This is a genomic window from Paenibacillus sp. SZ31, assembly GCF_012912005.1.
In the GTDB taxonomy this organism is placed as follows: domain Bacteria; phylum Bacillota; class Bacilli; order Paenibacillales; family Paenibacillaceae; genus Paenibacillus.
Window position 1 is genome coordinate 574,460 of record NZ_JABBEA010000002.1, and the last position, 14,900, is coordinate 589,359.

General features: G+C 46.1%; 14 protein-coding genes. 1 reads left to right on the forward strand and 13 read right to left on the reverse strand.

Going from position 1 to position 14,900, the window contains the following annotated elements; genetic code table 11:
- Positions 1-79: 79 nt before the first annotated feature.
- Positions 80-964, forward strand: coding sequence for a LysR family transcriptional regulator (locus HF638_RS07215; RefSeq protein ID WP_169479579.1), 885 nt, complete (start codon positions 80-82; stop codon positions 962-964).
- Between the two features lie 194 nt (positions 965-1,158).
- Here HF638_RS07215 and HF638_RS07220 read toward each other — a convergent pair whose 3' ends face one another.
- The 13 genes from HF638_RS07220 to HF638_RS28995 form a co-directional block, all read right to left on the reverse strand.
- The gene (locus tag HF638_RS07220) at positions 1,159-1,521 is read right to left on the reverse strand and encodes an Asp23/Gls24 family envelope stress response protein (RefSeq protein ID WP_169479580.1); all 363 of its coding nucleotides are present in this window, start codon (positions 1,519-1,521) and stop codon (positions 1,159-1,161) included.
- A gap of 164 nt (positions 1,522-1,685) precedes the next feature.
- The gene (locus HF638_RS07225; RefSeq protein ID WP_169479581.1) at positions 1,686-2,162 is read right to left on the reverse strand and encodes a hypothetical protein; all 477 of its coding nucleotides are present in this window, start codon (positions 2,160-2,162) and stop codon (positions 1,686-1,688) included.
- Complete coding sequence (locus HF638_RS07230; RefSeq protein WP_169479582.1) at positions 2,159-4,177, reverse strand: S9 family peptidase; 2,019 nt, start codon at positions 4,175-4,177, stop codon at positions 2,159-2,161. Before HF638_RS07230 ends, HF638_RS07225 begins: the two co-directional genes overlap by 4 nt.
- A gap of 21 nt (positions 4,178-4,198) precedes the next feature.
- On the reverse strand, positions 4,199-5,128 hold the full coding sequence (locus HF638_RS07235) for an ABC transporter permease (RefSeq protein WP_169479583.1): 930 nt from the start codon (positions 5,126-5,128) through the stop codon (positions 4,199-4,201).
- Positions 5,129-5,144: 16 nt separating this feature from the next.
- Positions 5,145-6,062 carry an ABC transporter permease gene (locus HF638_RS07240; protein ID WP_145147472.1) on the reverse strand — a complete coding sequence of 306 codons (918 nt, stop codon included), beginning with the start codon at positions 6,060-6,062 and terminating at the stop codon, positions 5,145-5,147.
- 219 nt (positions 6,063-6,281) lie between these two features.
- Positions 6,282-7,847 (reverse strand): ABC transporter substrate-binding protein, encoded by a 1,566-nt coding sequence (locus HF638_RS07245; protein WP_169479584.1) that lies wholly within the window; start codon positions 7,845-7,847, stop codon positions 6,282-6,284.
- A complete protein-coding gene (locus HF638_RS07250) occupies positions 7,844-9,055 on the reverse strand; it encodes a M20 metallopeptidase family protein (protein ID WP_169479585.1) in 1,212 nt (403 codons plus the stop codon). Before HF638_RS07250 ends, HF638_RS07245 begins: the two co-directional genes overlap by 4 nt.
- Positions 9,052-9,804, reverse strand: a complete 753-nt coding sequence (locus tag HF638_RS07255; RefSeq protein ID WP_169479586.1) for a FadR/GntR family transcriptional regulator — start codon at positions 9,802-9,804, stop codon at positions 9,052-9,054. The genes HF638_RS07250 and HF638_RS07255 overlap by 4 nt, the downstream gene beginning before the upstream one ends.
- A 240-nt stretch (positions 9,805-10,044) precedes the next feature.
- Positions 10,045-10,758: a glycosyltransferase family 2 protein gene (locus HF638_RS07260; protein ID WP_169479587.1), complete on the reverse strand. Its 714-nt coding sequence runs from the start codon at positions 10,756-10,758 to the stop codon at positions 10,045-10,047.
- Positions 10,759-10,910: 152 nt separating this feature from the next.
- The gene (locus HF638_RS07265; RefSeq protein WP_169479588.1) at positions 10,911-12,008 is read right to left on the reverse strand and encodes a Gfo/Idh/MocA family protein; all 1,098 of its coding nucleotides are present in this window, start codon (positions 12,006-12,008) and stop codon (positions 10,911-10,913) included.
- A gap of 12 nt (positions 12,009-12,020) precedes the next feature.
- Positions 12,021-12,944 carry an AraC family transcriptional regulator gene (locus tag HF638_RS07270; RefSeq protein WP_248278057.1) on the reverse strand — a complete coding sequence of 308 codons (924 nt, stop codon included), beginning with the start codon at positions 12,942-12,944 and terminating at the stop codon, positions 12,021-12,023.
- Positions 12,945-12,968: 24 nt separating this feature from the next.
- The gene (locus HF638_RS07275; RefSeq protein WP_169479589.1) at positions 12,969-13,973 is read right to left on the reverse strand and encodes a Gfo/Idh/MocA family protein; all 1,005 of its coding nucleotides are present in this window, start codon (positions 13,971-13,973) and stop codon (positions 12,969-12,971) included.
- A gap of 328 nt (positions 13,974-14,301) precedes the next feature.
- Complete coding sequence (locus tag HF638_RS28995; RefSeq protein WP_481856142.1) at positions 14,302-14,778, reverse strand: DUF5412 family protein; 477 nt, start codon at positions 14,776-14,778, stop codon at positions 14,302-14,304.
- Positions 14,779-14,900 lie beyond the last annotated feature (122 nt).

The following is a 14,900-nucleotide window of genomic DNA, read 5'->3' on the forward strand; positions in this document are numbered from 1 at the left end:
TCAGTTTCATCATTAGAAAAAATATATATATTCGTATAATATAATAATAAAATCATTATCAATAAAAGGTGGATCAGCCATGGATATCGCCCATTTGAAATATTTTCAAACCGTAGCTCGCACCGAACACATGACGCAGGCTGCCCATGAACTGCATATGGCCCAACCCGCACTAAGCATGATCATTTCCCGTCTGGAGGACGAAGTGGGGGTTCCTTTGTTCGATCGTGTCGGCAGACAGATTCGTTTGAACGCTTGTGGTAAAGCCTATTTGAAGCGGGTCAATCAGTCTTTGGCTAATCTGGAAGAAGGAAAACGAGAAGCCATGGAATTAGCCGGTTACGAACAAGGCAGAATCTCACTGGCTACGACCACATTGAACCGTTTAACGAAATTATTATCTGCCTACCTCACGCAACATCCGGATGTGAACTTCAAGATCACACAAGCTTCAACCGAAAAAGAAAAGCTGCAATTACTTGAACAGTCCGAAATTGATTTCTTCCTGACCTCCCAATGCATTGATCGTGCGGATATTAAACATATCCCTCTGATCACGGAAGAAATCTTGCTGACCGTTCCGCCAACGCATCCGCTTGCTGGACGCGACCGGATTTCACTTGCAGAGCTGGCTAATGAGGACTTCATATCCCTTAAACAAGGATATTCATTTCGGGAAATAACGGATATGTATTGCAGACAGGCTGGTTTCCTCCCTCATATCATATGTGAAGGGGACGAACCTGCTGCCATTGCAGGTCTCGTTCAAGCCGGTTTGGGAATCGCCTTTGCTCCCGCAGCTTCACAGAGAGAAGACGATACACTCTCCTACCTTCATATTGATGGTGCTGATTGTCAATTAACGTTCTATCTTGCCTGGGTCGAGGGACGTTATCTATCACGCACTGCCCAAAATTTTCGTGATTATGTCATCGGCTATTTCGCGAATCTCAACACGGCTTGAAGATCGATGACTGCAAATAAGCCCACTCCATTACACGATAACGGCGTGGGCTTATGTATATGAATCTTCCAGTTGCTTCATCTATTCGTTCGCATTAGAAAACACTACATCAGTATTTTGGTCATTCGGTATAGGGCAAGGTAGTCAATGCTACGATAGGGTGCTCTTCATTCTTCGCTTTTTTCAAAATTGAATTAGAACCTGGCATCAGGTTGGTTGAGTGATATGCCCTCAACGATTACGTTCACCGTATCAATGGTTAATCCGGTCAACTGTTCCACATGCAGTCTCACATTGTTTTGCAATTCCCTGCAAACTTCATGCACTTTCGTTCCATAACGAACAACAACCTTTAAGTTAATCTCCAGTTTGGATTCTACCTTGCGGATGGCAATACCATTTTGCAGACTTTTCCCGCTCCACTTTTTGGTGATACCTTCTACAAGTCCTGTCGACATGGAGGAAATCTCACTCGTGGTATTCGCGATCTTGCCGACAATTTTGGAGATCACATCATCCGAGATTTGAATTTTTCCCAGTACATTCTGAATGGACATCCTAAGTCCTCCTTTTTACGCCTATGTTTTTTCGATAGATAACAATATCATTTAATATAAATATAAATCATACAGAGTCCAATTTCAACTTTTGAATCCCGACGTCCATATTTCTACCTGTACATGCCAAAAAAGCCGCGATCATCGCGGCTTTTTTGGTCATATTATGGGAATTTCAATTGAATACGGACAGGAATGTGGGAGGATGACTCGCCCTCTGTTCTGCCTTCTTCTGCTGCCTCTGTGTCTTCTGCTTGCACGAGCCATTGTCTGCCAATTAACGATTGCAGCAATTCAATCTCTTGTGCGGTCAGATGAATATGCTTCAGTGACAGTTCATCTTGGACATAATCCCGATCCACCTTACGATCAAACCGGAAATCGAGCAATCGCTTCAACCCGTTAATATGCAAAAACTTAAACTCATAACCTTGACGTATCGCCTTTTCCCAATCGTCTCCGATATCAGCTGCTGTCTGTAGTCTTTCATCGAAATCCATTGCGGATTCCTTAACCAAAGGCAGCAACTTCGAATAGTCTCGACGTTGTAACCATTCAATAATCAATTCTCCCGGTACCCCACTTGTCAGAACATTCTCTACCAGAAGCCCTACAGGAATGGACAGCTGAGTTCGACTCATTGCTCTCCCTCCTCATTCCCGAGATACTGATTGAACCAGGCATTCACCTGTTCGAAGCTATCGATCCGAAGTGAAGGTTTACCGCTTTTGAGTAAACTGTGGTTGGAGCCCGGATAACGAATCAGTTTGGTCTTTTTACCGTATCGTTTTAGCGTGGTATATAATTCCTCCGCTTGCGCAATCGGTGTCCGATAGTCCTGCTCTCCGTGCATGATCAGAAGTGGCGTCTCAATGTGATGTGCATGGGCAAGAGGTGAACGGGACCACAGGAAGTCAGCGTTTTCCGCCGGATTGCCGCCAATGACTCCCTCAACATAGGAAATTCCGATATCGCTCGTTCCATACATGGACAACCAGTTGGAGATGCAACGCTGAGTTACAGCCGCCTTGAAACGGTGCGTATGCGCTACGATCCAGTTGGTCATCACCCCACCATAACTGCCACCTGCTACACCAAGACGTGATGCATCTAGGAAATCATATGTAGCCAGGGCATAATCAACAGCTTCCATCAGATCCCGGTAATCGCCTCCGGCAAAGTCACCACGGCATGCTCTGGCAAACTCCTGTCCGTATCCCATACTTCCGCGAGGATTGATCCATAACACAGCATACCCTTGCGCAACGAGTGTCTGCATCTCATGACTGAATGTTCCCGTATACATGGCGTGAGGTCCACCATGAATTTGCAAAATCAGTGGCAGCTTCCCATTGGATGAACGTACTGCTGGTGTAGCTAACCAACCTTGAAGCGGCCATCCATCGGAAGACTTAAACTCTACACGTACAGGCACATTTACAGCTAATTCAGCCATGAATTCATCATTTCGGCGGGTGAGTCTGAACATTTCACCACTTTCAACATGCACGCGATATAACTCTCCAGGATGTCCATCCGTCAATGCAGCGATAACCAGCGACGTACCATCCGGCGTTAAGGTATACTGATACACATCCTTTTCACCAGCGCCCGTCACCAATTGACAAGCCCCATCTTCTTGAATTCGGTACACATCCACATTCCCGTTATGCGTTCCGAGTACATATACACCTCTTTCCGGATGATGGACATCCGAGATTGGAGAAGGTGACGCACCTGCCGACTTCATATCTCCCAGTGCTGCGTTACCAATCTGCATATCTACTTGCGGTGCGATTGACCTGGGTACACCTCGATGAACGGGGACTGCATATAATCTGTTGTGACTCCCACTTCCGTATTCGCGATCACTGGCGATCAGGATCAACTGCTGTCCATCGGGTGAATAGGAGAACTGGCTTACCGCCAGATTGGAATCCGTCACTTTGAAGAGATCACTCTCTCCTAGTCGAATGCTGTATACATCCGTAAAGTACAGCAGATCCGCATCAAGCTCCTCATCCTCCACTTGCTTGGATATGAAGGAAAGGTGCTGGCTATCTGGCGACCATGCTGGAGCACTGATATTCCATAGCCCAGAAGTCACCTGCGTGATCTGCCCGCTTTTGATCTCATATACAAACAACTGGCTGTATTGGCCATCCCACCAGCCAGCCCCTTCCGCCTTCGGCGTTGTACGCTCGAAGACTTTACCTCGCAGCACAGGTGCAGACTCCTGTTGCACGTCAGCTTTCTTCTGTTGGTCCTCTGGTTGTACTTTGCTGGTAAACGCAATGTACTGCCCGTTAGGTGACCAGATGTAACTCAATATTTTACGTGCGGGAGATATCAGCATGACCGGCTCTTTTTGATCTGAATGGAGCGTCCATAATCCTTTGCCCCCATCCACTGAGCGAATGAATGTGAGCTGTGTGCCATCTGGCGACCAAGCAGGTGAGGAATCTTTTGTTCCATCCGAAAGTGCAATATCTTCATCACCATCGAGGGAGATTCCTCGAATTTGTGTGTTATATTCGTTTTTATCCTGATCTATGGTCTGTTCCACATAAGCAATTTGCCCGTTGAGACTGATCACTGGCTGACTGATCCAACGATAGTGACTCAGATCCTCCGGCATAATTGGTCTTTGATTCATAATGATGGCTCCCTTCTCCGTTTATTTATGGGTTGTCTCCGTACGTGGATCAAGCACATCACGTAGCCAATCTCCAAGGAAAATAACACCGAGTACGGTAAATGTAATGGCTAGTCCCGGGAATGTAGCGACCCACCAGCTTGTTGCAACATATTGTCTGCCATCACTGAGCATACCTCCCCAGGATACATCGGGTGGTTTAATACCTAGACCCAGGAAGCTGAGTGAAGCTTCCATAATAATCGTCGTGCCGACATTCATACCGCAGATTACAATAAAGGATGAAAGGATATTCGGCAGAATGTGTTTCAGAATCAATCTTCCATTCTTGGCACCAATCGATCTGGCCGCATGAACAAAATCCCGCTCCTTGATACTAAGAACCTCACTTCTTACTACACGGGTGAATGGCACCCAGTTCGTCACCCCGATGACAAAGATCAGCGTCGTGATACCTGGGCCAACAATTGCCATTACAACGAGCATGAACAGAATGGTCGGAATCGCCATGAATGCATCACCTACACGCATGATTACAGCGTCCACCCATTTCCCGTAGAATCCGGATACCAGCCCCAGAATGGCGCCAATGATTCCTGACACAATCACTGCCCCCATACCCACGATTAAGGAAACCCGCGCACCATATACAATACGGCTCCACATGTCTCTGCCGAGATTATCGGTACCCAGCCAGTATTCGGCCGTTCCGCCCTCAAGCCATGCTGGTGGTTTAAGTCGGCCCAGCGGATTGACCGCTGCCGGATCATGACTCGTCAATAGAGGTGCACCTATGGCAATTAACACAACCAACACTACAAGCACAGCACCAAACATTCCGGTCTTGCTGATGATCAGTTGTTGCCAGATATAACGAAATCCCGTTGGTGCACGCCCATTGTCTTGTTCCTGTTCTGTACCCGGAATTGGCATTTCATTGCTGCCTGGCATATGATTGCACCTCCTTCTAGTCGTATTTGATGCGCGGATCGAGTAGCCTGTAAGCTACATCCGTCAAGATATTGGTCACTACAACGATAACTGCAATGACAAACACCGCTGCCTGCACGATCGCCATATCATGTGTGTTGACTGCAACGACCAGCAATTGACCCAGTCCAGGCCAGGAGAATACCGTTTCCGTAATCAAGGTTCCCCCGATCAGACTTGTAAACTGCAAACTCATAATCGTTACGACCGGAATCAGTCCATTCCGAAACGCATGTTTCACAATGACAACCATCCGGCCAAGCCCCTTGCTGCGGGCTGTTCGAATATAGTCCTGGTTCAGAATCTCCAGCATGCTGGAGCGAATCAGCCGGGTCATCTGCGCGGCCAGTCCAACGCCAAGCGTGAATGCCGGCAAGATCAGATGTGACAATCCTCCGCGACCAGATACAGGCAATACCCCCAACATGACGGAGAACAAGAGGATAAGCATAATCCCCATCCAAAAGTTTGGCATCGCCTTACCAATGACGGATATTCCTGAAATGATGAGATCAGTAAACGTATTGCGTTTGACAGCTGAGATGACGCCAAGTGGCACAGCCATCAGCACGGCAAAGAACATGGCGGCTACCGCCAGTTCAAAGCTGGCAGGCAATCTCTCCAGCACAAGCTCTAAAGCAGGCTGATTGTAGCGAAAAGACTGACCAAAGTCTCCCTGTATCGCACTGCCCAGAAACTTCACGTATTGCGTATATAAAGGCTGGTCCAAACCGAGTGCCTGCGTCAAGACAGCACGATCTTCAGCGGTAGCCGTTTCAGGCAACATTAGCGCAACCGGATCACCGGTGACTCGTACCAAAATGAACACAATTAATGAAACAATGAACAGCACCGGAATGATCTGTAGTAATGACTTAAGTACGTATTTGCCCATTCCTTGTTCACCTCCCTTGTAAAGAAAAACACTTATCGACGTACTTTCACAGAAGACAGACCGCAGTTAGTTGAACTTTTTCTTGCGATGATCGAATCCTTCAGCTCCGCTGAAAACGTATAAATTCTATCATCTTAAAAAAGAACGGCAGGAACATGGTTATCCAGTCCCTGCCGTTCACGGCCTTATCTTTTCAATGACCGGTTGTTATACCTAATGTTACTGTGCAACAGGTGTAATCTCGTCAGCATAGAACATCTCGTCACTGCGCGGCGCGAAGTTCACTTTAGCATTCGTTCCGTATACACCTTCCATTTGATACAGATATACAGCTGGGCGCTCTTCAGAGAAGATCTGTTGTACTTGTTGATATTCTTTCTCACGAGCTGCAGGGTCCATGTTCACCAATGCAGATTGAAGCAGTTTTTCTACTTCAGGATTGTTGTAATCCGACTCGCCTTTTGCTTCTTCCAACATATAACGATTGTAGTTGTTCGAAGCGTCGAACAAGGAGTTACCAATACCGATCATGAAGATTTCTTTGAATGATTTGGAACTGTAACGTTCACTGAAAGCACTTGCTTCCAGGACATCCAGGTTGATTTTGAATCCGGCTTGTTCCAGCATTGCTGCAACAACTTCAGCCTGTTCTTTGTACTGTGCAGAAACGGAGATAGTCATCTCGGCTTCACCTTCTGCATATCCAGCTTCTTGCAGGAGCTGTTTCGCTTTTTCCTGGTCATACAGTGAAGTTTTGTACAATGAAGGATCAGCACCGAAGTTGCCTGGTGTTACAGACGTGCGAGTTACGATACCTGCTCCGCCCGCAATGCTGTCCACGATTCCTTGTTTGTCGATAGCTAGGTCAATCGCTTCACGCACTTTCGGATCAGCCGTGATGCTACCTTCTGTCTGACGGAAGATTAACTGAAGCACACGTTGGATTGGCGCTTTGACAATCTTCTTGTCTGCTTCGCCTTCGATCCGGGCAATATCAGTGGACGGAATGGAAGAAGCAACATCTACACCACCAGCAAGCAATTCGGATACACGTGTGGAGGCTTCAGGAATAACGCGGAATACCACTTCATTCCATTTTGGTTCACCGTCGAAGTAGCTCTCGTTTTTCACCAGTTCTACACGATCATCTTTGGTCCATTTACTGAACTTGTAAGGGCCTGTTCCTACCGGTTGTTTCAGGAAAGCATCAAATCCGTTGTCTGCGATATATTTTGCCGGCAGAATGCCAGCTCCCATCTTGGACAAACGATTCAGGAGCAGTGGATCTGGGCCATCCGTGATAATGTCTACGGTATAGTCATCCACCACTTTAACTTCTACGATATTTTTGAAATAGCTGTACTGCTTGAGTGTCTCGTCCTTGGCTACGCGCTCCAGCGTGTATTTTACATCTGCCGAAGTGAATGGATCGCCATTGTGGAAGGTTACGCCTTCACGCAACTTGAATCTCCATGTTGTATCATCTACCTGATCCCATGAGGTCGCAAGTCCTGCAACTTTCTTCTGTTCACTGTCATTTTTGATCAGATAATCAAAAACGTTGACCAGAACCGCCTCACTGGAAGTGTTGTTGTTGTTGTGCGGATCGAAACTCTCAATATCGGTTGCCGCAGCAACGGTCAGTGTTGTACTTGCGCTTCCACTGCCCGTTCCTTCTGTTGCGGAACTATCATTCGTGCTTGTCGTTTTTCCTCCGCAAGCGCTGAGTACCATTACGATTGCCAGTAACGTGATCCACATGCCAGTCCATTGTCTTTTTTTCATTGTGATTGCTCCCCCTCAGAAGTTGTATTCCTTGCCAAAAATTCAAGTGCTACTGCAGACAACATGCCCACACCATAAGGCATCGCTGTCTCATCAAGATCAAACATGGGATGGTGGAGTGGATAGCGAGTACGTTCCTCATCATTCCCAGATCCTAGTCTGAAAAACACACCCGGAACCTGTTCACAATAAAAAGCGAAATCCTCGCCCCCTGTGGAGGGTTTGATATAATTCCATCCCTTCTCCGCATTAACCTGATCACAGGTCTCTGTCAGCAGGTCAACCATGCCGAGATCATTCACGACAACAGGGTATCCATCGCCATAGACAACTTCGCATCCTGCGCCGAAAGAATCACAGACCCCTTTAACAACCTGCTCGATCAAAGCTGGCATCCGTTCACGAATGGCAGGTGAGAGAGTACGAACCGTACCGATCATCTCCACTTCCGGGGCGATGGCTGTTCCCATGTAACCTCCGGTGATTTTGCCAATCGTGACCACAGCGGGTTCAAGCGGATCGACCATGCGACTGACGATATTTTGCAATGCGGTGATGACCTGAGCGGATACCGCGATCGCATCAATGCCCTCATGCGGACGAGCTGCGTGCCCACCCTTGCCGAACACCTTGATAATTAAAGGATCGGCTGATGCGAACGCCACGCCTTGACTCACACCCAAGGTTCCCGTGTTCTGTCCAGGTGTCATGTGTAATCCTGCGATGGCATCAACCTTCGGGTTCTCCAGAACACCGTCCTGGATCATGGCTCTTGCACCTGCAAGTCCCTCTTCGGCTGGCTGGAAAATGAATTTGATGTTGCCTGATTTCGGTCTTCCAAGGCCAGTAAGCAGCTGGGCTGCACCCATCAGGATGGAGGTATGAGCGTCATGTCCACACAGATGCGCTTTGCCTTCCACTTGCGAGCGGTATTCCACCGCTTTCTGATCCTGGATTGGCAAGGCATCCATGTCTGCGCGCAAGGCAAAGGTTGGTCCATCTGTCTCTCCGCGAAGCAGGCCTGTAACCCCGGTCTGTCCGACATTGCGTGTAACTTCCAGCCCCAAGCTCTCCAGATGCTCAGCTACGATAGCGGATGTGCGATGCTCCTCGTAACCGATTTCCGGATGGCGATGCAAATCTCTGCGCCAGGCGCTTAACTGGGCTTGTAGTGGCTGAGCCAGCTGTATTAGTTCTGAACGATTCATTCGCTGTCATTCCCTTCATTTTCGTCCGATTCAGAAACCAAACGGGCATAGATCGCGTCAGCCGAGAATTCGATATGTCTTTTCATCGTCTCCCGGGACTTGAACCTGTCATGTGCTTTCAGTGCTTCAAGAATCTCCATATGTACACCATGGTTGACGGTACGTATCCGGTCATCATAAGGCATCAAGTCGAGCGCCGGATTAATTTTGGTCCGGATCTGTCTGACGGCTCTCTCGCAATATGGATTCCCTGAGGCTTTGGCGATCGTCAGATGAAATTTCACATCCAGCGCCCTGAACCATTCCCTTGTACAGTCTGGCTCTATACTCTGTTCCATATAACTCTCAAGCAACTCCAGTTCGCCTGCGGTGATCCGCTCAGCAGCCAGAAAAGCTCCCTCTGGCTCGATGATGGTTCGATATTCAAACACCTTCAGCATCTGTGCCCAATCTCGTTTAATTTCTTCTCTGGTCCGTTTATGCGAATTGGCTGTCAGAGGCAGTACAAATGTTCCGCCTTTGGCACCCACTCTTTTCTCAATCAAGCCTTTCTCTTCCAATGAAGAGAGTGCCTCGCGAACCGTAATGCGGCTTACATTAAAAATTTCTGCCAGATCTCGCTCGGCTGGAAGTTGTTCTTCACTCATTAATTCTTTCAAAATAATGGCTTCTTCCAGTTGTTCTCGAATGAATTCACTAACCTTTTTGGTAGATACTTTCTCAAAACGAAATGAAAACGTACTCGACATCTAAACACTCCGATCTGTATATGGTCTAGACCTTATACCATTAATATAATTCCGACTAAACTTATATGCAATACTTTTTTCTGATAAATTCATAAATATTTTTTTCCCACCCCCAAATTGAACCATTTTGCCACAAAAAAGACGCATCTGCACGCAGCAGATGCATCTTCGCTTTCGATGTAACTTTCTTTCAGAAAGCTTTTAGGCGAACGCTCCGTTTCTTCAGGTTATTTCTGTCCTCTATAACTTTTTATTAGCAAAGGGTCTGAAATCCTCTGTAACCGCAAGTTTTTTGCTTCCCTCCAGGTAAAAGCTATCATCCGCTCTCCACGTATGACTTTTCTTGTTCTGTCTCCGGTGATAGACATAATTGTATGGTGAGGTTGCGTACGCTTTGAATCCTCTTTTCCTGCATTGTCTCAGGAAGGTCACATCTTCTCCTATTGAACGGTCTGTGAAGCGGACTTTTTTCAAGATCTCTCTTTTGAATAAAATAGTGCCCCCTTGTACAAATTCAACCGGTTTATTCTTTTCAGCGGGAGATCTGACCAACAATGTCTTGGATGCGCCCAAGTAGACCAGGCAAGAATGTTTGCCTACAATATCACTTTTGGTCCGTCTGAGCTCTCTCACCTGTTCTGTCAAATAATACGGCGAATAGTAGTCATCATCATCAAATTTGGCAATCAACGCAAAGCGAGCCCTTGTTATTCCAGCATTCAGGCTTTGTCCTAACGAAATGCTCTCCGGAACTTGATATACATGAACATTCGCATATTTCCGAACCCGGTTTTGATATAATGCCAGATTCATACGGTCATGATTCAGGACAATGATCAGTTCTTTGCTTTGATAACGCTGGCGACTGTAATTTTGCAGGATGTTGTCAAAAAATTGCGGCCGATTGGTACACACAATAATGGAAACACCATGACCCGTTTTGTGTTTAGTCAAGACATACCCTCTTTTCAGCTCAATTTTCTCCTATCATATGTGCCGAGATAGAGTCTGGTATGGACCAATAGCTAGTATCCAAAACACCAAAAAACCCTCTGTCCCCAAATAACAGGACAAAGGGTTCAATAATCTGTAGCTGTAAATCTGTTCTATGCTTCGTTATTGTTATTCAAATATACAGCCTTGCCAGTGCGAGCAGATTCATAGAGTGCTTCCAAGATCTGAGATACAACCAGCGCTTGTTTTGGTGTAACGACTGGCTCCTGTTCGTTCTCAATCGCTTCAATCCACTTTCTCATCTCGACATCAGGCGCGCTCTCACTCTTGCCATCGTAGAAAGCTACCCCACCTGCACTCAGTTCAATCTCGTTGGTATATAGACGGCTGAATTTCTCGCCATTGATACGCAGTCCGTTCTTCATATCCGCACCTGCTTCGCTGCCGCTCAAGCTACATTTGGCCTCATCCACGTCCAGGGAGTTCAGTGCCCAGCTGGATTCCAGCATAATCGTTGCGCCATTCTCCATCACAATCATGCCGAAGGCCGAGTCCTCTACAGAGAATTGTTTTGGATCCCACGGGCCCCAGGCATTGGCCGCATTTTCACGTTGCGAAAGCTCATGATAGGTCGTACCCAGCACAACCTTCGGTTGATAGTTATCCATCATCCAGAGCGTCAGATCGAGTGCGTGCGTACCAATATCAATTAGTGGACCGCCACCTTGTTTCTCCTCATCCAGGAAAACACCCCAGGTTGGTACCGCTCTACGTCTAATCGCATGTGCTTTGGCAAAATAAATATTACCCAGGTCACCCGCTTCGCATACCTTCTTCAAGTACTGACTGTCTTCTCTGAAACGGTTGTTGTATCCGATGGTAAGTTTCTTGCCGGTACGTTCTGCCGCTTCCAACATGAGTTGTGCTTCAGCAGATGTCTTAGCCATTGGCTTCTCACACATCACGTGTTTGCCTGCCTCCAGAGCAGCAATAGAAATCTCGGCATGAGAAATATTCGGTGTAAGCACATGCACAATGTCCAAAGACTCATCCTTAAGCAATTCCTGATAATCCGTGTAGACTTCGGCTTCAGTAGTGCCATATTTCTGCTTGGCTTCATCTGCACGTTCCTGAACGATATCGCAGAAAGCCACCAGTTCAACATTATCCAATTTACTCAGACTCGGCAGATGTTTACCATTCGCGATTCCACCACAGCCAATAATTCCGATACGATATACTTTACTCATATATATTCACCCTCACTTAAGTATTGGTTGTTTCATTTTACGGAAAGCCGACGGGGTCATCCCCAGACGTTTACGAAATACAGCATGCAAATAGTTGGCATTATTGAAACCTGAAGCAAGAGCGATCTGTTCAATGGACACGTTACTTTCCTCCAGATTGCGGCACACGGCGCGCAGACGAATATCCTCCAGTACGCGGCTGAACGGCATCTCCGGCTGTACCTGATAGAAGATTCGCTGCAATTGTCTGCTGCTAATATGAAGTTTCTCAGCTACATGCTCCAGCGTCACCACTGTAGGATGATTTGCTTCCATATACTGCACTGCATACTCATAGCGATACACCGACATATCCCGCACAGGGGCTACTGGTCGATTCCCACCGGTGTCGTATGCCCGCACGGTTTTAAGTAATATGCTGATGACCAGTTGTTTAATGGACGTATAATATCCTATTAATTTGTGATCACAAGCCTCATAGGCTTCCAAAAAACAATGCATCGCTCGATGATAATCATTCACCGGAGCCAGCGGAAGCGTTCTCAGCTTCTCCATCGTTTCCTCGGATTCAGCGGCTTCCCAGGGATCCACATGCTCTCTTGGCTTATGGACAATATCCACATGAAGACATAGTTCATCCATATCCTCTTCGGCGTCCGCCTCCTGATAATGAACGACTCCCGGTCCTGTCAAATACAGCATACCTTCGGAGAGTGCATGTGTCTCATCATCCAAAATAACTTTACCTTTACCTCTTGGGATAAAATGAAACTCGAACTCCGCATGATTATGGAAATCCACAACTCGGCCCGCTGGAAAAGAAGTCAGATGAAATCGCATCACACGAATCTCATAATGTCCCCAAACCATTAGAATATCCAGTCTCTCGAGGAGATCCTGCCGCTCAAGCATTTTCTCATAAGGATACAAGCTCAAGACTGCACACCCCCTTAATAAAACCTAACCCTTCAACTCATCGAGAGCAACTCTACGCTCTTCCTTGGCAGAGAGATTCGCAGCTTCCATCAACCGGGTTAGCTCCATAGCAATCTGCACGTTTTCGGTTGCATCCGTATCATTTTGTATATGTGCAACCCATTGATTGAATGCGCTTTCTCTTTGGTCTGCCAAAGGAAGTTCAGTCCACTCTTGATACTGTCCCTGTGCTGCTTTCGTGCGAATCAATAACTTTTCATCAGGTGTTCCATACAGAAGTGTACCTTCCGTACCATGAACCTCAATCGTAAACGGAGAATGGCTGTTCACAAAACCAGCTTCGACAACCCCGACTGCTCCCGAATCCGTAAACAAGGTTGCGACTGCATTATCTTCCACTTCTTTGCCTGTAATATATCCAAAGTTCGCGTTAACCGCTGTTACTTCCTGACCCAAAAACAGTTTGGCCAGATACATGGGATGGCAGCCCAGATCAATCAGCGCACCGCCCTGACAATCCTTCAGATCATAGAAGTGTTCAGGTAACCAGTTCGAAATTGCTCCATCATGCGATAAACGCGCTCTAACATAAGTCACTTTGCCAAGTAATCCTTGGTTAAGCACATCCTGAATTGTTAGCGTATATCCTGCATTCAGACGCGGTAAGGAGACCGTCATTTTGACCTTCTTGGCCTTCACCTCATTAAGGATCCTGTTGGATTCCACCTGTGTCGACGCAATAACCTTCTCTGTGAAAATGTGTTTACCTGCTTTTGCAGCAGCGGTGATCACCTCTTCATGGATGCGAGTTGGCGCATCTACAATAACGGCATCGATGTCGTCCTTGGCCAGCATATCTTCGAGTGAAGCATAAAATGGTACGTTTAAGCGTTCCGCAGCTTCCTGCCCCCGCTTGTCATCTTCATCCCAAACAGCGGCGATGACCGTATCCTCATGTTCCTGTGCTTGCTTGATGTAATCCCATGCGTGAACATGCCACAAGCTAATTTTCCCAATTCGAATGGTCACTTTTGTCTTACCTCCATACTATATAATATTCTGACATTTATCTATAAGTTATCACAGACTTAATCTATTTTTAATAGAAACTCACGACAATTAATGTATAAAATCACGACATGATTCACTTCCCTAATTCATTCATAAAAAAACAACCCAAAGGATTTAAACACAATCTTTCAGTGCAATCCCTTATCGTGTCCTCAGTGCATATCAACTAAGTGTAGCCGATCCAACTTCTCTTAACCTTTTTTTCAATATAACGTAAAAAAGCGAAACTCCGTAAAGGAATTTCGCTTTAGCTATCAGTTAACTTTAAAAGAAAATCTTATAAAGTTTAAGGACTACGGCGTATCGTTTCACCGTTCAATACATTAACTTTTTGATCATTAATTGAAATCGTGTGGTTATTGACCCATTCCAAGTCTACCTGATCCGTCTTTGTCTCATAATAAAATACTCTTTTAAACCAAAGTGGACCTTTTAATTCCCCTACAACGCCAAACGATCCCATGGCTCCAGCGTCAGTTTTATAGAAACTTATTGTATTGTGCTTATCTGGTGAATGCGTAGTCGTAAGTAATTGTTTTGATCCAGAAAATATCGATGTAAATGACAAAGCACCCAACAGTATGAAGATCAATACTACAGAGAGAACCGTCGAGATCCAACTTCTTACCTTCGTAGACTTGTTCGATGTATCTTTAAAACCAAGTATAGCTAGAGCTAGTCCTAAAATAGAGAGAATTAGAATTACATAGTTGGGAGGACTAACTAGCCATTTATTATTCATATGAGAATATAGTGAATACATCGAAATAAAGTACAAAAAAAGCACTAAAAATAAAGCAACCCAACTCAATTTCCTCACTAAAATTGCACCCCTCTTCCCACTTAGGTTATGTATGAATAGTCAACGGAATCAATCATTTTTCT